This is a genomic window from Nocardiopsis valliformis DSM 45023, assembly GCF_000340985.1.
GTDB classification, from domain to species: domain Bacteria; phylum Actinomycetota; class Actinomycetes; order Streptosporangiales; family Streptosporangiaceae; genus Nocardiopsis; species Nocardiopsis exhalans.
The window spans coordinates 160,913-181,508 of record NZ_ANAZ01000002.1; the positions used below are offsets into that span (position 1 = coordinate 160,913).

General features: G+C 70.8%; 19 protein-coding genes. 9 read left to right on the forward strand and 10 right to left on the reverse strand.

Going from position 1 to position 20,596, the window contains the following annotated elements:
• Window positions 1-232 precede the first annotated feature (232 nt).
• From D457_RS0101335 to D457_RS31660, 3 genes are all read left to right on the forward strand, one after another.
• On the forward strand, window positions 233-1,045 hold the full coding sequence (locus tag D457_RS0101335) for a hypothetical protein (protein ID WP_017578835.1): 813 nt from the start codon (window positions 233-235) through the stop codon (window positions 1,043-1,045).
• A gap of 112 nt (window positions 1,046-1,157) precedes the next feature.
• Window positions 1,158-2,153: a small ribosomal subunit Rsm22 family protein gene (locus D457_RS0101340; protein ID WP_017578836.1), complete on the forward strand. Its 996-nt coding sequence runs from the start codon at window positions 1,158-1,160 to the stop codon at window positions 2,151-2,153.
• A 112-nt stretch (window positions 2,154-2,265) separates the two neighbouring features.
• On the forward strand, window positions 2,266-4,617 hold the full coding sequence (locus D457_RS31660) for a WD40 repeat domain-containing serine/threonine protein kinase (protein ID WP_017578837.1): 2,352 nt from the start codon (window positions 2,266-2,268) through the stop codon (window positions 4,615-4,617).
• Window positions 4,618-4,709: 92 nt separating this feature from the next.
• Here D457_RS31660 and D457_RS0101350 read toward each other — a convergent pair whose 3' ends face one another.
• Complete coding sequence (locus D457_RS0101350) at window positions 4,710-6,107, reverse strand: CoA transferase (RefSeq protein ID WP_017578838.1); 1,398 nt, start codon at window positions 6,105-6,107, stop codon at window positions 4,710-4,712.
• A gap of 261 nt (window positions 6,108-6,368) precedes the next feature.
• Here D457_RS0101350 and D457_RS0101355 point away from each other — a divergent pair, with 261 nt between their 5' ends.
• Window positions 6,369-6,827: a GNAT family N-acetyltransferase gene (locus D457_RS0101355; protein ID WP_017578839.1), complete on the forward strand. Its 459-nt coding sequence runs from the start codon at window positions 6,369-6,371 to the stop codon at window positions 6,825-6,827.
• 115 nt (window positions 6,828-6,942) lie between these two features.
• Here D457_RS0101355 and D457_RS31665 read toward each other — a convergent pair whose 3' ends face one another.
• Window positions 6,943-8,334: a heparan-alpha-glucosaminide N-acetyltransferase domain-containing protein gene (locus D457_RS31665; protein ID WP_152514102.1), complete on the reverse strand. Its 1,392-nt coding sequence runs from the start codon at window positions 8,332-8,334 to the stop codon at window positions 6,943-6,945.
• Between the two features lie 539 nt (window positions 8,335-8,873).
• Between D457_RS31665 and D457_RS0101365 the strand changes: the two genes are divergently transcribed.
• On the forward strand, window positions 8,874-9,731 hold the full coding sequence (locus D457_RS0101365) for an AraC family transcriptional regulator (protein WP_017578841.1): 858 nt from the start codon (window positions 8,874-8,876) through the stop codon (window positions 9,729-9,731).
• Here D457_RS0101365 and D457_RS0101370 read toward each other — a convergent pair.
• The 3 genes from D457_RS0101370 to D457_RS0101380 are packed head-to-tail and all read right to left on the reverse strand — an operon-like array spanning window position 9,706 to window position 12,066.
• Window positions 9,706-10,167, reverse strand: a complete 462-nt coding sequence (locus D457_RS0101370; RefSeq protein ID WP_017578842.1) for a DUF2000 domain-containing protein — start codon at window positions 10,165-10,167, stop codon at window positions 9,706-9,708. The two genes, D457_RS0101365 and D457_RS0101370, sit on opposite strands and share 26 nt — an antisense overlap.
• Window positions 10,168-10,211: 44 nt before the next feature.
• Window positions 10,212-10,862, reverse strand: coding sequence for a TetR/AcrR family transcriptional regulator (locus D457_RS0101375; RefSeq protein WP_026116217.1), 651 nt, complete (start codon window positions 10,860-10,862; stop codon window positions 10,212-10,214).
• A 40-nt stretch (window positions 10,863-10,902) separates the two neighbouring features.
• Window positions 10,903-12,066: an acyl-CoA dehydrogenase family protein gene (locus tag D457_RS0101380; protein ID WP_017578844.1), complete on the reverse strand. Its 1,164-nt coding sequence runs from the start codon at window positions 12,064-12,066 to the stop codon at window positions 10,903-10,905.
• Between the two features lie 160 nt (window positions 12,067-12,226).
• Here D457_RS0101380 and D457_RS0101385 point away from each other — a divergent pair, with 160 nt between their 5' ends.
• The gene (locus tag D457_RS0101385; protein ID WP_017578845.1) at window positions 12,227-13,042 is read left to right on the forward strand and encodes a TIGR03084 family metal-binding protein; all 816 of its coding nucleotides are present in this window, start codon (window positions 12,227-12,229) and stop codon (window positions 13,040-13,042) included.
• 22 nt (window positions 13,043-13,064) lie between these two features.
• On the opposite strand, the gene D457_RS0101390 is transcribed toward D457_RS0101385, so the two are convergent.
• From D457_RS0101390 to D457_RS0101410, 5 genes are all read right to left on the reverse strand, one after another.
• On the reverse strand, window positions 13,065-13,790 hold the full coding sequence (locus D457_RS0101390; RefSeq protein ID WP_017578846.1) for a DUF6882 domain-containing protein: 726 nt from the start codon (window positions 13,788-13,790) through the stop codon (window positions 13,065-13,067).
• 101 nt (window positions 13,791-13,891) lie between these two features.
• Entirely contained in the window at window positions 13,892-14,284 is a 393-nt protein-coding gene (locus D457_RS0101395; protein WP_017578847.1) for a hypothetical protein, read from the reverse strand.
• A gap of 420 nt (window positions 14,285-14,704) precedes the next feature.
• On the reverse strand, window positions 14,705-15,805 hold the full coding sequence (locus D457_RS0101400) for a hypothetical protein (RefSeq protein WP_026116218.1): 1,101 nt from the start codon (window positions 15,803-15,805) through the stop codon (window positions 14,705-14,707).
• A 134-nt stretch (window positions 15,806-15,939) separates the two neighbouring features.
• Window positions 15,940-17,151: a DUF418 domain-containing protein gene (locus tag D457_RS0101405; RefSeq protein ID WP_017578849.1), complete on the reverse strand. Its 1,212-nt coding sequence runs from the start codon at window positions 17,149-17,151 to the stop codon at window positions 15,940-15,942.
• A 1-nt stretch (window position 17,152) separates the two neighbouring features.
• A complete protein-coding gene (locus D457_RS0101410; protein WP_017578850.1) occupies window positions 17,153-17,788 on the reverse strand; it encodes a TetR/AcrR family transcriptional regulator in 636 nt (211 codons plus the stop codon).
• 175 nt (window positions 17,789-17,963) lie between these two features.
• On the opposite strand from D457_RS0101410, the gene D457_RS0101415 reads away from it, so the two are divergent.
• The 3 genes from D457_RS0101415 (at window position 17,964) to D457_RS0101425 (ending at window position 20,552) form a co-directional block, all read left to right on the forward strand.
• Complete coding sequence (locus D457_RS0101415; protein ID WP_017578851.1) at window positions 17,964-19,262, forward strand: flavin monoamine oxidase family protein; 1,299 nt, start codon at window positions 17,964-17,966, stop codon at window positions 19,260-19,262.
• 181 nt (window positions 19,263-19,443) lie between these two features.
• The gene (gene thiD, locus D457_RS0101420) at window positions 19,444-20,247 is read left to right on the forward strand and encodes a bifunctional hydroxymethylpyrimidine kinase/phosphomethylpyrimidine kinase (RefSeq protein ID WP_017578852.1); all 804 of its coding nucleotides are present in this window, start codon (window positions 19,444-19,446) and stop codon (window positions 20,245-20,247) included.
• Window positions 20,248-20,357: 110 nt separating this feature from the next.
• Window positions 20,358-20,552: a CsbD family protein gene (locus D457_RS0101425; protein ID WP_017578853.1), complete on the forward strand. Its 195-nt coding sequence runs from the start codon at window positions 20,358-20,360 to the stop codon at window positions 20,550-20,552.
• The last annotated feature ends 44 nt before the right edge of the window (window positions 20,553-20,596 follow it).

Sequence of the window (20,596 nt, forward strand, 5' to 3'; positions counted from 1 at the left end):
CTCGGCACCATCTTCCGCGGCCTGGGGAGGGGTCCGGACCGGCGATGGGAGCGGCGCTCGCCACCGGCCCGAGTGGACCAGGGGTGCGGGCACAGCCGTGGCCCACCTTTCACGCTCGGGGCCCGAGTCGCCACCCGGGCCTCCACCAGCCGGGGGATCGCGTGCGATTCGGCGGATGGGTTAAAGTCACCAGAAATTAGCATGTAACTTTCCTCACGTATAAGGCCTGACCTTGACTGACCTGATCACGGTTTGGCAGCGATCGACCGTCGCCGAACTCAGCTGGACCACCTCCGCCGGACCTTCGGGTATCCCCGTGGTTCCACTCATGTGGCGTGACCGCCCCTGCACGGCGCTCCCCTACTCCATGGCCGAGACCGCCCTGTCGCTGCGCGGTCGGCATGTCGCGTTCAGCGTGAGCGACGCGGACGCGGGCGGCAGCACGGCGGTGGTCGGCAGCGGCCCGGTCGAGGTGGTCGAGGACCTGGAGGGCAACGAGTTCCTGGAGCACATGGCGGAGCAGGAGGCGCTCAAGCACCCGCCCACCCGGCTGCGCACGGACAGCCTCATGGGACGCAGGGAGAACTGGTGGTGGGTCCCGCGCGTGCTCGTGTTTCTGACCGTGGTCGAGGAACAGCACGAACTCCACCCGCGCACCCGCTCCGGCGACGCCCTCCTGGTGCGCGACCGCGCGGGCCGCCCGGAGGTGGACGTGGTCACGGCCGAGGACTGGTCGGACGAGACCGCCGAGAGCATCACCCTGTGGTCCCGAGGTGGCGGCCTGCTCGAAGGCGCCCGGGAACCGGTGTTCGTGTTCTCGCACCAGTACAGCCCCGATTTCGAACGCTGGGAGCGCTGGTCCCGCTCCGGGCACCTCACCGGAGAGTCCCTCCTGGTCAACGAGGTCGAAGGCGCCCCCACGGGTGAGGACCCGTCCGGCCCGCTGTCGCCCTACAGCCTGCTCGAACGCTTCACCAACCACCGGTCCCTGGCCCGCACCTGCCGCACCGCCATCCGCAGGGCCGAGTCACGCAAGGTTTCCTGAACCCGCGCTGCCGAACCCGCACCGACCCGGTCCGCGACCGTGAGCGAACCCCCGGGACCAGGCAGGACGGCGGATAGAATTCCCCGGTACCGCCGGACGAGAAGAAGCGTGCATGGGGAATCTGAACAGCGAGCTCTTCGCGGCGATCGACAGCGTCGCCGACGGGGCCAACGAGCACGATCTGGCCGTGTCAGTCCAGGAACTTATGAAGAAGTACCGGGGGAAGGTCGACCCCCGGGACATCGTCCTGGCCTCGGACACCGACGTCATCGCCTACGCCGCCTACCGGCTTCCCGCCACCTTCGCCGCCGCCCGGTCGGCCTTCGAGACGGCCGCCGCCGCGATGCCCGGGTTCGCCCCGGCCACCCACCTGGACGTGGGCGGGGGCATGGGCGCGGCCGTGTGGGCCGCCTCCGCCGCTTGGCCGTCCCTGCGCTCGACCACGGTGCTGGAACAGTCGGCGCCCGCCATCAAGCTGGGCAAACGGCTCGCCCGCCGGTCCACCGGCACCGCGGTTCAGGGTTCGGAGTGGGAACGCTTCCGGCTCACCGGCGCCGTCCCGGACGGTCCCCGCGTGGATCTGGCCACCATGTCCTACGTGCTCAACGAGCTCACCCCGCAGGTGCAGGAGGAGGTCGTGCGCTCCCTGGCCAGGCGTGCTCGGACGGTCGTCCTGCTCGAACCCGGCACCCCGGAGGGCTACGAGCGGATCATCACCGCCCGCGGGCACCTCCTGGCCGAGGGGATGAGCGTGGCCGCACCCTGCCCGCACGACGGCACCTGCCCCATCACCCCCGGTGAGGACTGGTGTCACTTCGCCGAGCGGCTCAACCGCTCCGGTATCCAGCGCAGGCTCAAGTTCGCCCGCCTGGGGTTCGAGGACGAGAAGTACGCGTTCGTTGCTGCTACCTCGGAGCCGGTCGAGCGCCCTGCCGGCCGGGTGCTGCGCCATCCGCAGAAACGCAAGGGCCTGGTCTCGCTGCGGCTGTGCACCGCCGACGGGCTCGAGGACCGGGTGGTGTCCAAGCGCCAGGGCGAGACCTACCGGGCGGCCCGCAAGACCGACTGGGGCGACCCCTGGCCGCCGCCGGAGAACCCCGACCGCTGACCGGAGGCGGCCGGGTCCGCCCCCAGGTGTTGCCCCGCCCGACCTCTGGCCACGCTCCGGGGGACATCCGTTACGCTTCGGATGAATCCCCGCGAGCCTGGAAAGAACCCCCGTGGAGCCCCTGCACCCTGACGATCCCCGAGAGCTCGGGCACTTCCGCCTGCTCCGCCGGGTCGGCGAGGGCGGCATGGGCGTCGTGTTCCTGGCGGTCTCCACCGAGGGCGCCGCTGACGGCACCGGGTCGGCTGCCGGAGACGACCTCGCCGCGGTGAAGGCCATCCGCCCCGAGTTCTCCGGAGACCGGGAGTTCCGCGCGCGCTTCGCCAGTGAGGTGGAGCTGGCCCGCCGGGTCCGCGGGCCCTACACCGCTCGGGTCCTGGCCGCCGACACCGAAGGACGCAAGCCCTGGCTGGCCACCGAGTATGTCCCCGGCCCCTCCCTGCACCAGGCGGTGCGCGACAGCGGCCCCTTCCCCGAACCCTCGCTGCTGGCACTGGCCGCCGGTCTGGCCGAGGCACTGAATGCCATCCACGGGGTCGGGCTGGTCCACCGCGACCTCAAGCCCTCCAACGTCCTGCTGTCCCCGCGCGGACCGCAGGTGATCGACTTCGGCATCGCCCGCGCCACCGACGCCACCGCGCTCACCCGCACCGGGCAGGCCCTGGGCACCCCCGCCTACATGTCGCCCGAACAGGCCGTCGGGTCCGTCGTGGACCCGCGCAGCGACCTGTTCTCCTTCGGCGGAGTGCTGCTGTTCACCGCCACCGGCCGCCAACCCTTCGGTAGCGGCAACGCGCACGCGCTGCTCTACCGGGTGGTCAACGAGGAACCCGACCTCACCGGGGTACCCGAGGCCCTGCGCCCCCTGATCACGGCCTGTCTGGCCAAGAACCCGGACGACCGGCCGGAGCTGGCTTCGGTCCTGGCCGACCTGACCGGAACCACGCTGCCCCGGGGGGACGAGGACCCCACCGAGTGGCTGCCCGAGGCCGTGGCCACCAAGGTCCTGAGCACCACCGCCGCCGCGACCGAGGTCGTCCCGACCCTCGCCGTCACCAGCAAGGTCTCGGCGGAGGGGCCGGTTCAGGAGGAACCGGTTCAGGAGAAGCCGGTTCAGGAAGAGGCGGCCCCGGAGGACGTGGCGCCGGAGGAGCCGTCCGCTCCCGCCGAGCTGGCCGACGAAGCCCCATCCGAGGCCTCGCCTTCCGAAGCCGACCGGGCTCCCGATCAAGCTCCCAGGAGCCGTGACCCCGAAGCCTCCAGCTCACGGGCGCTCTGGCTCCTCGGGGCCGCGACCGTGGCGGTGGTGACCGCGCTGGCCCTGGTCATCAACGCCACCGGTGGAATCGCCCCGCAAGCTGGAGCGGGCGACAACAGTCAGGCGAGCGAGTCCAACCAACCAGCACCGTTCGCACCCAAGCTCGATGAAGCGGAAGTGCGCGGACGAAAGGTCGCGGACAGCGTCTTCCTGGACGGGACCGACCGCTTCGCGACGCTGTCCGGCACCGGGGTGAACATCTTCGAGGCCGGCAAGACCAGTGCGGTCGAACAGGTCACCGACTCGTACGAGGTCAGCCTCTCCAGTTCCACGGAGCTGGTCACGACCCCCGATGGCTCCCTGGTGGCCGCGAGGTCGAATAAGACCACGCTCCACGAGGCGGCGATCCACGTCTGGGATCTCGAAGCATCGGAACGGCACGTCATCGAACTCGCCGACGCGGGCGGCGGCGGATACCTCGCGCTCTCCCCCGACGGCGAAACGGTGTACTTCGGGGAGAACGTCGAGGAAGAGCCCACGGTGAGCGCTTACCGCGTCAGCGACGGCGAGGAGCTCTACAGCGTGGAGGTCCCGGCGGAACCGCGCACCGACGACAGCACGGACACCTCCCGGCGGGCATCGATCGTCGCCGTGGACACCGCCCAGGGCGGGGACTTGCTGGTCGCCGCCCTGGACACCGGGATCGCGGTGTGGGACGCCGCGACGGGTGAACCGCACCCCTCCCACCCGGAACTACGGGAGTGGCGCGCTGACTTCGCCAGCACGGCGGCGATCGGTGATCGGTACGTTGCCGCAGCCGCTCCCCTGGGTGTTCTCCTGTGGGACCTCACCTCAGATGAGGACCCGAAGGCGATCCCCCTGCCCGAGGAGCTCATGGATACCGACGCCAGGTCAGCGAGCACGGGCCTCAGGGTGAAGAACGTTGCTCTTGGAAACGGCGAGACCCGGATCACGGCCTCGGGCCAGAACAAGAGTCCGAGCCGCAGTTTCCTCATCACCTGGGACCTGGAAGGTGAGGTCCTGGCGGAGGGAGACCCCCGCCAGGAGTACACCTCCCTCACCGCTTCCCCGGACGACGACCGTGTCCTGGTCTCCACTTACGCGCTGAACAAGAAGAGCGACCAGATCATGATCCTGGGCGGAAACCTGGAACCCGTCGAGACGTTCCACGTGCCCCGCCGCTGAGCCCGTGACCCCGAATCCGGTGCCCGGGCTCAGCGGGTGTTAGCAGAGATGAGCTACCGCGCCGCCGTTTCAGCGAGCGGGGGCGCGGGCGCTCAGAGCCAGGCGGCCTTGTCACTTCCCCACAGCGTGGAAGCGCTGGCCCAATCTCCCGGGCCGACCTCATACGCCACCGGCGGGACCGCGTAGCGCAGCTTCCCGTAGTCGGACGAGCCCTCGGTGAGCCAGACGGCGGGATCGTACCCCTCGCCCCGGACCGGTTCCGGGGCGATGTCGTTCACCAGCCAGCCAGCCGTTCCGGCCAGGGAGAACCGCAGGTGGCGACCCCTGCCATCCGTCTGGCGGTCGGTGAGTGCACGCAGTACCCCGGCGGCCAGCAGGTAGCCGGTGCCGTGGTCCAGGGCCTGGGCAGGCAGCACCCCCGGTCGGTCCCCGGAACCCGCCTCGATGGCGGCGATCCCGCTCGCGGCCTGTACCAGGCTGTCAAACCCTCGACGCCCGGCCCACGGCCCGGTCCAGCCCCAGGCGCACAGCTGCGCGACGATCAGACCCGGGCGGCGGGCGATCAGCTCCTCGGCCGCCAGACCGTGGCGGTCCAGGCCGCCCGGACGGTAGCCCGTCACCACCACATCCGCTGTGGCCAGCAGTTCCTCGAAGACGCTCCGCCCCTCGGCGGTGTCCAGGTCCAGCAGGGTGGAGCGCTTGCCCAAGCCGGTGTCGGTGTGACTGTCGGGGTCCTCCTCCAGCCTCGGGGAGTCCACCCGCAGCACGTCGGCGCCCAGTAGGGACAGGGTCCGGGTGGCGACCGGTCCGGCGATGACCCGGGTCAGGTCCAGGACCCGGACCCCGCTGGCAGGCAGTTCGCCCCCGGCCAGTCGACGCTCACCCGCCGAACCCACGGCCTCGGACTCGGCCAGCGGCAACCCCGCCGCCTTGAAATCACCAGCCGCGCCGGGTTCCCCGCCCTCCTCCGGCGCAGGTGCCACGGCAACCGCCAGGCCTCCCTCGGCGTAGACCTTCTCCTGAACCTCGCGCGCGGACCGGGAGGCCAGTTCCCGGCTGAGCTCCTCCGGGCCCGCCTCGGCGTCGAGTCCGAGCGCGGCCAGCAGCCGGGCCCGGTGGTGCGGGTAGTTCGCGTGGGTGCGCACCCAGCCGTCGGCGGCCTGCCAGAACCCCGACAGCGGTGCGAACGGGGTCGGTTTGCGGCCGTCCACCAGCAAGTGCCGTTCGCTGATGAAGGCGGTGACCACCGCACCCTCGTCGACCGCCACCTCCGGAACCGCTCCGCCGCCGCGCGCGGCCAGCAGTTCGGCGGCGGCCAGGGAGCACGCCCCCACGGTGGCCCGCGCCAGTTCGCGGACCGGCAGCACGGCGGGGAGCACCTCCCCAGCGCCCCGGTAGGAGACCCGCTCCACGAGGTCGGCGGAACCTCCGATCGCCTGCCACGCCTGGGTTGTCGTCCGGTCCGGTACACCGCTGGGGTTGGTCGTCATGGCGTCATTGTGCCCACCCGGCGCACCGGTCGCATCGGGCGGCCCCAGGCTGTGGACAACTACCGCCGGTCACAGCTGTTGGTCGTGACCGCTGCCGTGGGCCGCTGCTGGAACTCGGGCGTTCGGTCCGGGGCCGAGGACATCGGCTCCGCCCCCTTGATCGGCGGCAAGTGCCGCTCTCCTGGCCAAGGTCGGAGGGGCTCCTCTGCCGCCATGGAGCTCCCCCGCTACGCCCCGACCGACGCGGACTAGGATCACGCCATGGCCTCTGACGCGTTCGTACCGGAAGACTTCGAGCCGCCGACCTCCCTGACCACCGAGCGGTTCCGCCTCGAACCACTCGGCCCCCAACACAACGAGGCGGACCTCGCCGCCTGGACTTCGAGCATCGAACACATCCGCGCGACCCCGGGCTATCCGGACGGGAGCTGGCCACCGTTCGAGGGGATGTCCCCGGAGGCCAACTCCGCCGACCTCCAGCGCCACGCGGACGACTTCGCGGCGCGCAAGGGCTTCACCTTCACCGTGCTCGACCCCGGCGACGGGGACGTCATCGGCTGCGTGTACCTGTATCCGACCCGCTCCCCGGACTACGACGTGACCGTCCAGTCCTGGGTACGCGCCGACCGCGCCGACCTCGACGGCCCCCTCGCCGACGCCGTCGCCGCTTGGATGGCCACCGACTGGCCGTGGAAGCGAGTGGATCGGGAGGGCCGCTGAACCGCTACCGCACCAGGACCGCTTCCCGCACTTGACGGTCCTGGCCTGGCAAGGTCGAACGAGGGCGTCTCGGGATGCTCCAACCGCTGCCCGCCCTCGTTCGACCTTCACTCTGTCAGCGCTGGTCCCCCTCGGACCCAGCGGGACGGTCCATCGCCAGCGCGGCCCGGGCAGTGATCCGTTCGAGGGGGCCGCGCCCGGCGGTCAGGGCCCACAGTGTGCACCCGAGCAGGAGGACGCCGACGGACACGAGCCACAAGCCCGTTCCAGTCCCGCCAGGGCCCCACTCCAGAACCTGCGGGGCGAGGTTGACGGGATCGCTCAACACAGCGAACGAGACCACGTGCGCCGCGTAGGCGGTCAGCGGCATGGTGCCGACCGCCGCGATCGGAATGAGAATCCAGCGCAGCGGGGCGGCGAGCAGTAGGCACGCTCCGACCACGGCGAGCGCGAAGCCGCCCGAAGCGATGATTTCGAGGGTGCCGCCCGAGTGCGGATCACTGCTCCAGGCCGCTCGCACCGCCGCACCCAGGTCGGACTCGGCGATCGACTCGAAGTAGCCGTCATCCTCCTCGACGCCTTCGCCGCTGTCTTCGTCTTCGCCCCAGTTCTCATCACTCCACTCCTCGCTGAAGCAAGTGACCCACCCGTCGAAGTCCTCGACGCAGACCTTGCCGCTCAGGTCCACGTCCTCGCCCGGCACCTCCTCCGGCTCCTCGTACTCCTCGACCGACCCGTACATCTCGATCGACGAACTCCCGTACAAGCCCGACTCGCCGTCCAGATCGCTGACGAGTCCGCCGAGGGCGTACCCGCCAGCGGCGAGGATCCCCCCGACGCCGAGGACGGCGACGGCGGTTCTCGTCTCGCCGAGCGTGCAACGGCCGACGGCGATTCCGGTGAGCATCAGCGGCAGCCACACGGTGACCGGATACACCCCGTTGATCAGGAAATCCACGCCTTCGCCCCATGACCCGAGCGTGAGCGTCTGCACGACCGCGACGAGGGTCGGCCCGGTCAGGGCGAGCGCGATGGCCGTGAGGACGAGAGTGCGGCGCCGTAGTCCGAGGAACGGAATCACGAGGAGGAACAGCACGCCGTAGACCGAGAGGATGACCACGATGCTGCTGCCGAGCAGTTCGAGGAGGAGGCCGATCGCCAGAACCACGATCGCACGCCCCGCCATACGCAGCCGCGCCGAGCGCAGTGCTTCGCCCGTCGGCCGCTTCCCGGCTCCAGCGGCGAAGGCGATCGAGATTCCGGCGACGACCGCGAACAGGATCGACGAGCGGCCCTCGGCCAGGGCGACCCAGGTGCGGGGGTCGAGCAGCTCGAGAGAGGCCGCGATACCGGCGTGGGCGGCGATCATTCCGAAGACGGCGATCCCGCGCGCGACATCGACCCCCATCAGGCGCGGCGGCCGACCGAAGTCGCGCCACCTGGTGAGAGGTGAGCGCCGCCGTACGGTGTCGTCCGTACCTGGCTGGCGATCGGCTACAAGGCTCAAGGGATGATCCTCTCTGGCTGAGCTCTTCTGCGACCAGCGGCGGTACGGCACGGTCTCGTGACCGCTGCCCGCGCTGTCGCAGGACTGCTAACGCCGCCTACTCAGCCAGAGGTTCGGTGCGGGCGGGCGCGTCAGGGCGGCATGGGTCACACCCGAGGGACAGCCCCTGTTCCTCACCCACGCGAGCATCACCCACGCGGGTATCCGGACAGCACAAGCGGCCGGCCTGTTCTGAGTTCGATCCCGAATCCGGGCCCTGGGACCTGGGATCCCAGGTCCGGTCGCGCTGCCGTCGGTCCGCCTCCCGAACACGGCCTGGGGCCGGCGCCCTCCGCACTCCCGTGCTCGACACTCTCCGCACCGCAGCCGATCATGCCGACCTCCGGAACAGCGGCCCAGAAGACGGAAGATTCCCACCCCGCACATCCCGGATGATCTTGCTACCAGGAGCGAAATCGGCGCCGAACTCGCCCCTGGTAGCAAGATCATCTTCGGGGAGGGAGCCGAAACCCGCGACGGCGCAGCGTAGAGTTTCGGGTATGGGTGCGGGCAGGGGGTCGGAGCGGGACGGCCACGCGGACACCGTGGTCCTCAAACCGGCCATCGACGGCATCGCCGAGGTGTTCCACACCCACATGCGCCAGCACGCCTACCCGATGCACACGCACCGGTCCTGGGCCCTGCTCATCATCGACTCCGGGACCGTCCGCTACGACCTGGGCCGCCACGAGCACGGTGCCCTCGACCGGACGGTGACGCTGCTGCCGCCGCACGTCCCGCACAACGGCACCCCCACCACCGAGCAGGGGCTGCGCAAACGTGTGCTGTACCTGGAGCCGGAGCAGATCGACTCGGACCTGGTGGGCACCGCGGTGGACCACCCAATGTTCGACGACCCCCTGCTCCGCCACCGCATCCACCAGCTGCACGGCGCCCTGTTCCAGCCGGGGGAACAGCTGGAGGCGGAGAGCCGTCTGGCACTGGTCTCCGAGCGGCTGCGCCAGCACCTGCGCGACGACCTGGAGGCGGGCCCGGTCACCGACGATCCCGGCCTGGCCGACCACCTGCGGGACCTGCTGGACGTGCACACCGTCGAGGGGATCTCCCTGGCCGGGGCCGCCGCGCTCCTGCACGCCCACCCCGTCCACCTGGCCCGGGCGTTCACCCGCCGGTTCGGGATGCCCCCGCACCAGTACCTGGTGGGACGGCGGGTGGACCTGGCCCGGCGGCTGATCCTCGAAGGTCGGGCCCCGGCCCAAGCGGCGGCGGACTCGGGCTTCCACGACCAGGCCCACCTGAACCGGCACTTCAAACGGGTACTCGGCCTCCCGCCCGGCCAGTACGCGCGCGCCCTGCGCAGCGGCACCGACCTCAGCGGTGCATCCGTGCGCCCTTGACGATCTTGTCCACGCCGTTCTTCGGCCCGTGCACGGCCAGACCCACCAGATCCAGGGAGTCCCGGCCCACCGCCCGCACCGCCGCCCGGTTGTCCCGGTCGTTGCCGGTGGCGAACAGGTCCGAGGTGAACACGGCGAGGTCGGCGGCCCGGGACACGGCCCGGGTATGCGCCTTGGTCAGCGTCTCCTTGTCTGCCTCGAAGACCATGACCGGCTGGCGGAACATCGGCAGGTAGGCGGTGCCGTCCGCGTCCTCGTAGGGCTCGCCGATCAGCTCTGGCACCCGGCTGCCGAGTCCACTGACCAGGAAGGCCGTCACGTTGAGCCGCTGCCAGACGGCCAGGTCGTCGCGGAGCAGGACAGCGATCTTCGTGTCACTGTGTTTGCCCTTGGCGGGAGTCGGTTCGGAAGCCTTCGCGGCGTCGGTGTTCTCCATGCCCGCATCCTCGCCGCGGGTCCGGCCCCCGGTCTTGTACGTTCCTAACCTGCCGTGGACTCCCCGGCTCCGGGCGGCTCGTACTCCAGGCCGATGCCCCGGGCCCACAGGCGGGTGGCGGTCTCCACCACCACCTCCGGATCATGCTCCTCCCCGTACAGGAACAGCATCCGAGCGGTGTGCTCCACCATCCCGCCGAGCATGCTCGCGGTGGCCTCCACGTCGATGTCGGACGATGCCAACCCCTCCTCCTGGAGGCGGCGGGTGCCCGAGATGATCCGGTCGACGAAGAGCCCGCGGATCTCCAAGAACAGGGTCCGGAACACGGGGTGCCGCGGCGAGATCTGCTCGATGACCTGCATGATGCGCGCGTTGTCCCGGTAGGCGGCCAGAAAGCGCTCGGTGGCGTGCCTGATCCGGTCCACCGGGGCGGTGCCCGGGGGCGCGGCGGAGCGGGCCGCGTCGAACATCTCCCCGGCCACCCCCTTGGCGACCTCGTGGAAGACCGCGTCCTTGGAGTCGAAGTAGGTGTAGAAGCTCCCGTAGGCGATCCCGGCCCGACCGGTGATCTGGGCGATCCTGGTCTCCTCGAACCCGGACTCCTCGAACACCTCGCGGGCGGCCTGGACGAGCACACCCCGCTTACGCCGTCCGCGCTCCGTGGGCGGCCGCCCGGTCAGCGTCTGTTTTCCCACTGCTCCCCCTCGGCTCCCCTCCCGCCGACGCGCCTCGCGGTCACCGCAGCGGGAGGAACTTCGCGATGACCTCGTTCATGATCTCGTAGGTACCGCCGCCGATGCTGAACACCCTGGCGTCCCGGTAGTGGCGCTCCACCTCGGTGCCCCGCATGAAACCCATGCCGCCGTGCAGCTGGACGGCGTTGTCCACCACGTAGTCCATGGCCTCGGTGGCGGTGTTCTTGGCCATCGCCACCTCCGCGATGAGGGGTTCGCCGTCCTGGAGCCGCTCGGCGATGCCCCGCACGTAGGCCGTGGCCACCTCGGTGCGGCGGTGCATCTCCACCAGCCGGTGCCGCAGCACCTGGCGGCGCGAGAGCGGACTCCCGAAGGCCTCGCGTTCGCGGACCCACTCCAGTGACAGGTCCACGCAGCGGCGCGCCATCGCGCAGGCCTGGACCGACAGCCCGATCCGCTCGCTGGCGAACTGGCGCATGATCTGGAAGAAGCCCTGGTCGACCTCGCCGAGGAGCCGGTCGGCGGGCACGCGCACGTCCACCAGGGCCAGCTCGGCGGTGTCCGAGGAGCGCCAGCCCATCTTGTCCAGTTTGCGGGCGGCGGTGAACCCGGGGGTGCCGCGCTCCACCACGAACAGCGAGATGCCCTCGTGCCCGGTGTCGGAGGTGCGGGCGGCCACCGTCACGAAGTCGGCCCGGTAGCCGGAGGTGATGAAGGTCTTGGACCCGTTCAGCACCCACTCGCCACCGTCGCGGACCGCGCTGGTGCGTAGGTGGGCCACGTCCGAGCCCGCGTCGGGTTCGGTGATGCCCAGTGAGCAGACCAGCTCACCGGCCAGGGCGGGGCGGACGTAGTCGCGCAGCAGGTGTTCTCGGCCGTCCGCGATCAGGGCTGGCAGCGCGATGGTGTGGGTGAACAGCGAGGCCAGGACCCCCGTGGGCACCCCGGCCAGGACGGCCTCCTCGGAGACGATGAGCTGGTCGAGCATCTCGCCGTCGCCGCCCGCGGACCCCGGCAGGCCGAGGCCGAGCAGTCCGAGGCGGCCCGCCGCCCGGTGCAGATCACGGGGCAGCTCTCCCTCGTCCTCCCACCGTTCCACGTGCGGAAGGATCTCCTTGGCCGCGAAGGTCCGCACCGTCTCCCGGAGCGCGGCGCGCTCGGGGGTGTTCCAACGGTCGGTCCGGGGGGTGTCGGTCGCGGTCATGTACGCACACTCGCATCCGTCTCGGGGACAGCCAGGGGGCCTGGGAGAGCCAGGTCACACTTTGCTATGGTGCGCCGAACATGACAAGTCAGTCAACATCTGTCGGAACTGTTGGCTGGCATCCGTTGGAAGACCGGGGGACGACCCCCGAGGAGGATTCGTGGTCGACACACACGCTCTGCTGGCGGACCTGCGCGCGGAGCAGGAGGAGCTCGCCGCGCTGCTCGACGGCCTCGACGCCGCGGACTGGACCAGGGCAACACCCTCGCCCGGCTGGAGCATCGCCGACCAGGTCGCCCACCTGGCCTTCTTCGACCGGTCGGCGCTGACCGCACTGACCGACGCGGACGGGTTCGCGAAGATGATCGAGGCGGCCCTGGCCGACCCCGAGGGATACGTGGACACCGCGGCGGCCCCGCTGGCCGCCCTCGCCCCCGCCGACCTGCTCGCGGAGTGGCGCCGGGTCTCGGCGGCGCTGCGCGAGGCCCTGGCCGAGGCCCCTCCGGGGACCCGGGTGCCCTGGTTCGGACCGCCGATGAGCGTGCCCTCCAAGGCGACCGCGCGGCTGATGGAGACCTGGGCGCACGGTCAGGACGTGGTGGACACTCTCGGACTCACCCGAACCCCCACCGGGCGGCTGCGGCACATCGTCCACATCGCCCTGCGCGCCCGGCCCTACAGCTACTTCGCCCACGGGCTTCCCACACCCGAGGCTGCGGTCCGTGTGGAGCTGACCGCCCCCGACGGCGGGCTGTGGCGGATGGGCCCCGACGACGCCGCGGACGCGGTGCGCGGCGACGCCGAGGAGTTCTGCCTGGTCCTCACCCGGCGCCGCCACGTGGCCGACACGTCCCTGACCACCGAGGGAGCGGCCGCCCGGGAATGGCTCGAAGTCGGCCAGACCTACGCGGGCGGCCCCGGCGAGGGCCGCCAGCCGGGCCAGTTCCCCGCCCGCACGCCGAACGGTCGAGGTTGACCGACCAGAGTTGATCAAACTGTCAGATCGAGTCCGGCGTGAGGGAACCCTCGATCCGGGTGAGCCGGTTCAGCTCGTCGAAGCCCAGCTCGATCCCGAAGGCCTTGAGCGCGAGGGTCCGGCCGTCGGCGGAGAACTCCGGGTCGAGTCCGCGCAGTCGGCCGTAGCTGTACACGGCCCGGCGGTGGTCCGTGATGGTGGGGACCCCGGAGACCGCCTGCTGGATGACGCTGACGACATGCATCGGGGTGGCCTGGGGAAGCAGAAAACCGGAGTGCTCGAGCAGGAAGGCGGCGCGTGTGCCGCCGCCGACCGGACCGTTGTAGGCGGACCAGCGCCCGGTCAGGACCTTCGCGGCATCGGTGAGCAGCGAGAGGACCTGGTGCGGTTCCTCCGGGGATCCGGGCAGGGCGGCGAAGGGCACTTCGGCCTCGGCCAGCTCGGGCACCCCGTACTTGCGGCCGAGGTCGCGCACGGACTCGGCGAGTTCGATGGTCTCCGGGCGGAAGCCGGACGGGTTGGCCCAGGCCCACAGCCAGGACCCCGGACCCGGAGCGGCACTGCCCAGCAGGTGAAAGCGCTCGCAGACCAGATCCGGTTCCCCGGCCCCGGAGAAGTCGAACCTGGGCTCGGCGAGATCCGCGTGCCAGTCGCGGTTCCCGACGACCGTCTCCAGGTGGAGCTGATGCTCCAGGGAGAGGATCGCGGCGTCGTTGAGGAGGTCGAGAAGAGTAAGTGAGTTCTGCACGCGCCGGACACTAGCGGGCACAGGCGACATCCGGCGAGACGCCCAGTTCCGAAAGGTGCGGCCCGGCCCGGGGCGGCCTGCGACGGGCCGGGCGCCCCGGCTCAGCCCAGTGACTTCATGACGGTGATGAAGTCCTCGTCCTCGGTGTACACGCCCACCCGCCCGGACTCCTGGTCGAACTCCACCTGAACCTCCACCAGTCGGGGCCGCCCGTCCCGGACGGACTCCGGGCGCCACCAGAACAGCTTGTCGGTGATGGGCTTGTCGGTGTCCGCGGTGTAGCGGCTCGCCACCTCCTGGAGGGTGTTCATCGCGATGACCGGCTGCTCGCTCTGCCCCAGGACGTGCGCCATCACCACCGGTGGGGACGGGAAGACCACGAGGGCACCGTGCGGGGCCTCCCCCAGATGGCGGTCCAGGGCGTACAGCTGCGAACCCACGTAGAAGCCGCCGCCGAGGCCGATATGCACGATCTCGGCGCCTCGGAGGTCCATGCGGGAAACCTCGAACAGCAGAGCTGGCCGTCCACCGGCGCAGACTCGTCGCGCTGTTCCCGCCACCGGAGGCCCACCGGGAGTTCGTTCGTCTACTGGACGCATGGAGCGGCTCGGGCGCGGCGATCCCGGCTGACCTGCCCGCACTGCTGCGCGCCTCCATCAGGGAAGCCGGTCTCGGGGACGGGGAACAGGCCGAAGTCCTGGGGAGGGTCCTGGCCGCCGCGCGCGGCCGCGAGATCCCGGAGCGGGTCCTGCGCGAGGCCGAGAAACTCTTCGCGAAGGCCGCGCCACCGGCTTCGGCGCGGCCCGGGCCGCCGATGAGCGCGCCCTCCAGGTCCGCGCAAGGGCATACCCGTCATCCGCGAGCTCGCTGGACCGGCCTGACCCCATGGCCACCCGTGCCAGCGGTGCGCGGCTTCACGGCGTGTGCGTCAACGGATGGTCGCGGTTGCGGGCGATCATCAGCGCCGTATGGTCGACCGCCTCGTGGATGATCCGTTCCCGATCCTCAACGGTGTTCCAGCGCAGCCCGTCGAAGATCTCCCCGAGCACCTCGGGGTCCGCGAGCCCGTCCATGGCCTTGACCTCCACCACGGTCCCGGGTTCGTACTCGGTGCGCGCGGCAGACACCCGGCGCACATCTCCCCGCTCGGAGACCCACCACTTGACCAGGACCTCTCCGCCGTCCGGCCAGGTGAACCGTGAACACTCAAATCGGCGCAGGTCCGCGCAGTCCGACAGCATGGAGTCGTCCCAGGGGTATCCGTCCGCGCCGTCCACGATCCCGATGTCGATCACGTCACGCGCCGCGTAGGCGTTGTAGGCGTCCTCGGCATCGGTCCGCAGGTATTCGAGCCGAAAGCCCGCCCGCTCCGCGTCCGCGCCTCCCGACGACGCGCCGATCACCGTCCACCCGGGAGCGTCGAGTACGAGGAAGGGTTCGTCACGGCCCTCAATCGTCGCCGACACCTGAGCCAGGGTCCTCTCGCGCGGCTCCGCGTGGACGCGGCCTTCGCCGACCAACCGCCAAGATCCGACGGCGACCACCACGAGCACGGCCAGGACCGCCCCGACTCTGCGATTCACCACGAGCGCCAAGGGAACAGCGACGGCGAGCAACGGTACCCACTGCAGCGTGTGCGCGGTCGGCCCCTGCGACAGCTGGGTCACCCACGGGCTACCGAAGTACAGGTGTGGGAGGGGGATCACCGCCGCGGCGGTCAGCGCCCCGGCCGCCGACAACGACCGTCGGACCCCCCGTGGACGCAGCAGAAACCAGATCAGGCCTGTCCCCGCGGCCATGGACAGGCCGAAGACCGACAGGAGGAGGGGTCCCGCCCAAGGGTCGGAGAACGCCCCGGTCAAGGCGACACCGAGCCATGCCAAGAACGCGAACAAACCAACGATGTACCCGCAACCGATCGCGAAATACGCGTAACCGGTCAAGAAGGAGGTGAAACCGTGGTCCGAGGCGGCCTCCCCCGGCACTTCCCCGGAGAAGTCTTCCACCTTGGACACATGCCTCACCCTCGACCGGTTCTCGGGGGAGCCTACCCGTTCGCGGCACGGCGCAGTGCCGGGGCGGGGCCGCCCCCAGCCCTCAGCCCCCAGCCGGACCTCACGTTCCCTGCTCACGCATCGGACTCACTCCTCTAGCGGGCCCGGGACAGGACCTTCTTCTGGAGGGCTTCCAGCGGCCCCTGCCGGAAGAGCCGCAGCCACAGCACCGACGCCGTGACCAGGAAGAGCGACACGGCCGCCCACAGGCCCATCACCCACCACGAGTCCGCGCCCGCCATCCGGTCGGCCAGGCCGAGGCCGAAGCCGTAGCAGACGAACACGAGGATGACGTTCTGCGCGACGTAGCCGGTCATCGCCATCCGGCCGAGCGCGGAGACCCCGGTGACCACGGGCCCGGTGCCCTTCACCCGGTCCAGCACCCAGCCGACCAGGCCGATCAGACCCAGGGCGACCAGCGGGGCCGCGGCGTAGCGGTCCAGGAGGAACCAGTCGGGACCGGCCAGGGACGCGGCGACGGTGAGCGGAACACCCAGGCCAAGCCCCCATCCGAGCAGCCGGGCGCGGATCCGGCGGCCGGCGGCGTCGTCGGCGAAGGCACCGGCCCGGAAGAGGCGCACGCCCAGCAGGAACATGAACACCATCAGGCCGAAGGTGACGATCGGTTCGGCACGCATGGCCAGGGCGTTGTCCAGACGGAACGCGACCTGGTCCAGGTAGGAGCCGTGGGCGTAGAGATCGACGGCTTCGGGCGGCATGGCGGGGTGCGCGGCGGAGTCGGTCGCCAGCACGGCCGTGAGCAGGGTCATCAGGGCCAGGTGCAGGGCCAGCGACACCCACATGACGACGCCCCGGACCCGCTCGGAGCGGGTGAGCAGCCAGGCGACCAGCAGGGCGACCACCGCGTACCCCATGAGCACGTCGGCGGCGAAGACCAGCGTGAAGTGCACCGTCCCCTCGACGAACAGGAACAGTGCCCGCCACCGGTAGGGCCCCGGCCAGTGCGTACCCCGTCTGGCCGCCGACTGGAACTGAATGGCCAGGCCCACGCCGAACAGAAGTGTGAGCAGGGCGAGGAACTTGCCGTTGGCGGCGGTCCGGAAGACGCCCTCGGCGAGGTTCGCGGCGGAGGGGTCGGCGAGGAACGGCGCGAACGGGCTCAGCCCGTCGTTGCCGTACAGGAGTGCCGACTCTCCGCCGGGCCCGGTGAACAGCCACACGTTGGTGGCGAGTGTGCCCAGGATGGCGACGCCCCGCAGGACGTCGAGCAGGGGCAGACGCCCTCTCGCGCGTGCCTGTTCTGCCTGTTCGGCCCCCTGTTCGGCAGGGGTTCCGGTGCCAATCACGTCAGCTCTCCTCCGTCGGGGAGTGGGTCGGGTCGAGCCCCTCGGGGTCAGAGAAGAGCCTGGTGAAGTACTGGCGGAGCGAGCGTTCGGCCGTGGCGTCGTCGAACAGGTCCGCGGTGGCCAGTCGGTGGATGGTGAGCCCGTCGACGAAGGCGGCCAGGGCGAGGGCCTCGGCCCTCGGGTCGAGGCCGGCGGAGAGCTCACCGTGGCGCTGGGCGGCGGCGAGCCCCTCGGCCAGCCCGTCAATCAGCTCATGGGCGGCGGACCGGTGGAGTTCGGCCATCTCGGGGTCGTGGACGGTGGCGGGGAGGAACTCCAGCCACACGGTGAGTTCCCGCCGCCGTTCCTCGTCCAGGGGCAGCAGGGTGCGGGCGACCCGGAACAGCAGGTCGCGGACGGGAAGGGTGCGCTCAACCGCGGCGATCCGCTCCTCACCGCGCTTGTAGAGGTGCTCGACCCCGAAGCGCAGCAGGTCGTCCTTGCTGCGGAAGTAGCGCTGGACCAGGCCGACGGAGGCTCCGAGCTCGTCGGCGACGTCCGCGAAGGTGGTCTTGGCCAGGCCCTTGCGGGCGATGGCGCGCAGCAGGGCTTCGGCGACCTGGCGCCTTCTCTCGTCGTGGTCCGCGGTGCGTGGCATATAAAAATATTAGGAACATATTTTTATTTGCGCAACTCCTGGCCGCCTCCGGCCTCGCTGCCCGACCCGACCCCTGCTCAGGTGCTCCCCCGGGCCCGGTCCAGTCGGCGGTGCCCGGATAATGCGGGTGTGGCGTCCCTCGGACCGGGGGCCGCGCGGGAACTCAGGAGGCGGCGTGGGCTCGGGCAGACGGGGTTCGGACGGCAACCCGCCGACGACGGTGAGCCGGAGATCCCTGCTGGTCGGCGGGGGTGTACTCCTGGGCGGAGCGGTGGCCCTGGGCACCTCGGCCCACCTCTCCCGGGAACGCTGGGACGTGGCCGTGATCGGCGCCGGGGTGACCGGCCTCTCGGCCGCGCGGAACCTGGCCGACCACGGGCTGTCCGTGATCGTCCTGGAGGCGCGCGACCGGATCGGCGGCCAGTTGTACACCGACCACACCTTCAGCTCGGTCCCGGTCGAACTGGGCGCCGGGCTGATCCACGGCCGGGAGGCCCACACCTGGGAACTGGTGGCGGAGGCCGGAGCGGAGACCGTCCCGGTCCGCGCCGGAAACGGGGCGGTCGAACCCCTCACGACCCCCAAGCCGCCCCGGGACGACGAGGACGCCGCCGCCTACCTGCGCCGGATGGGCGTCTCCGAGGACCGATGGCCTCCGGTGTCCATCGACAACGAGTCGCTGGAGCGGTGGAGCGCGGTGTGGATGCGCGAGTACGGGCTCTTCGACTGGTGGGCTGTTCCGCGCGAGAACTTCCGGGTGGTCGGCGGTTATGACAGCCTCCTTCCGCCGCTCTCCTACGACCTGGACATCCGCCTGGAGCACACCGTGGACCGCGTGCGCTGGTCCGGCCGGGGCGTACGACTGGACGTGTCCGGCCCCGGAGGCGGGACGGAGGTACACGCGGACCGCTGCGTGGTCACCCTGCCGATCGGCGTCCTCAAGGCCGGTGACGTGAACTTCGAACCGGAACTCCCCGCCGGGCACCGCAACGCCGTCGACGCCCTGGACCGCACCGACGCCCTCAAGCTCGTGTACGAGTTTGACCGCGCGGTCTTCCCCGCCGACGAGGATGCCCTGGGCTGGGACGAGGACTCGGGGTTCGTGTTCTGGTGCGTGTCCCGGGAGGACCCCGAGGTGGTCGTCGCCTGGGCCGCGGGCGAGCAGGCCCGCGAGCTCCAGGGCATGCCGACCGGGGAGCGGTTCGCGACCGGGCTGGCGGCGCTGTCCGAGGCGCTCGGCGCCGAGGTCCCCGAGCCGGTCGCCTGGACCACCCACGACTGGGCGGCCGACGAGTTCAGCCGGGGCGCCTACCTGTTCGTCCCGCCGGGCGCGCACGACGCGCCGGACGCGCTGGCGGTGCCGCTGGAGGGGGTCGTGTACTTCGCGGGCGAGCCGACCACCGGCGAGAACACCGTGGACGGCGCCTACGCCAACGGCTACGACACCACGGACGTCCTGCTCACGAACCTGTGAGTACCGGGCCGAGCCGCCTAGACTCGCGAGGCAGCGGGCACGATCTTCCGGAACCCGCCGAAGCCGCAAATCTGCCCGATATGCCGGAATTGTTCATTTGTGATGCAATAACCAAGGGTTTCGTGACCCGTGCGGGCTCCGGCACCGCGCAACAGCACAACAAGCCAGAGGGAGGTTGGCGATGACCAACCGCGCGTACGTGATCGCAGGTTCGGAGGCCACCGGCGGCGCCGGGATCCAGGCCGACCTCAAGGCCTTCCAGGAACTGGGCGTCTACGGGGCCGGGACGATCACCTGCATCGTCTCCTTCGACCCGAAGAACAGCTGGGGCCACCGCTTCGTCCCGGTCGACCCGGGCGTCATCGCCGACCAGATCGAGGCGGCCACCGCCTGCCACGACCTCGACGTCGTCAAGATCGGCATGCTCGGCACCCCGGACACCATCGACGTGGTCGCCGAGGCCCTCCGGCGCCAGCCGTGGCGGCACGTGGTCCTCGACCCGGTCCTGATCTGCAAGGGCCAGGAGCCCGGCGCCGCACTGGACACCGACAAGGCCCTGACCGCGCAGATCCTGCCGCTGGCCACCGTCATCACCCCGAACCACTTCGAGGCCCGCACCCTCGCCGGGATGGAGTCGCTGGACACCGTCGACGACCTCATCGAGGCCGCCCGCCGCATCCGCGAGCTCGGCCCCCGGCACGTGATCGTCAAGGGCGGCACCGAACTGCCCGGCCCGGACGCCGTCGACGTCTACTTCGACGGCGAGGAGGTCACCGTCCTGAGCGCCCCGAAGATCGGTGAGGAGCGCGTGAGCGGCGCGGGCTGCACCTTCGCCGCCGCGATCACCGCCGAACTCGCCAAGGGCACCGAGGTGGGCGAGGCCGTGCGCACCGCCAAGGCCATGGTCCGCGAGGGCATCGCCGAGCGCCTGACCACCCGTGCCCCCTTCGCCTCCGTCGTGCCGATCGCCCCCGCCCAGGCCTAGGCCTCAGCAGGTGATTCACGCCACTTCAGCCACATCCGCCTCCCGAAAGATGATTAGGTCCCGCTCAGATTGGCTAGGGCTATGGGTGGAACCGATCGAAGGAGGCTCGCATGTCCGAGAGTGACAAGGCTGAGAACAAGTTCGACGAGTTCAAGGGCAAGGCCAAGGAGGGCGCCGGCAAGGCCACCGGCAACGAGCAGTGGCAGGCCGAGGGCAAGGCCGAGCAGACCAAGTCCAAGCTCAAGCAGGCGGGCGAGAAGGTCAAGGACGCCCTGACTCCGGACGACAAGCCCAAGGGGCAGTAGTCCGCGACGGGCACCGGCCCTGAGGCCCGGTGCCCCGAACAGGA

What these genes read in the sequence shown, in the direction of transcription:
- D457_RS0101340 (WP_017578836.1), top strand. Translation starts at nt 1,158, where the DNA reads ATGGGGAATCTGAACAGCGAGCTCTTCGCGGCGATCGACAGCGTCGCC.
- D457_RS0101350 (WP_017578838.1), bottom strand. Translation starts at nt 6,107, where the DNA reads ATGACGACCAACCCCAGCGGTGTACCGGACCGGACGACAACCCAGGCG.
- D457_RS0101355 (WP_017578839.1), top strand. Translation starts at nt 6,369, where the DNA reads ATGGCCTCTGACGCGTTCGTACCGGAAGACTTCGAGCCGCCGACCTCC.
- D457_RS0101365 (WP_017578841.1), top strand. Translation starts at nt 8,874, where the DNA reads ATGGGTGCGGGCAGGGGGTCGGAGCGGGACGGCCACGCGGACACCGTG.
- D457_RS0101370 (WP_017578842.1), bottom strand. Translation starts at nt 10,167, where the DNA reads ATGGAGAACACCGACGCCGCGAAGGCTTCCGAACCGACTCCCGCCAAG.
- D457_RS0101380 (WP_017578844.1), bottom strand. Translation starts at nt 12,066, where the DNA reads ATGACCGCGACCGACACCCCCCGGACCGACCGTTGGAACACCCCCGAG.
- D457_RS0101395 (WP_017578847.1), bottom strand. Translation starts at nt 14,284, where the DNA reads ATGGACCTCCGAGGCGCCGAGATCGTGCATATCGGCCTCGGCGGCGGC.
- D457_RS0101410 (WP_017578850.1), bottom strand. Translation starts at nt 17,788, where the DNA reads ATGCCACGCACCGCGGACCACGACGAGAGAAGGCGCCAGGTCGCCGAA.
- thiD (WP_017578852.1), top strand. Translation starts at nt 19,444, where the DNA reads ATGACCAACCGCGCGTACGTGATCGCAGGTTCGGAGGCCACCGGCGGC.
- D457_RS0101425 (WP_017578853.1), top strand. Translation starts at nt 20,358, where the DNA reads ATGTCCGAGAGTGACAAGGCTGAGAACAAGTTCGACGAGTTCAAGGGC.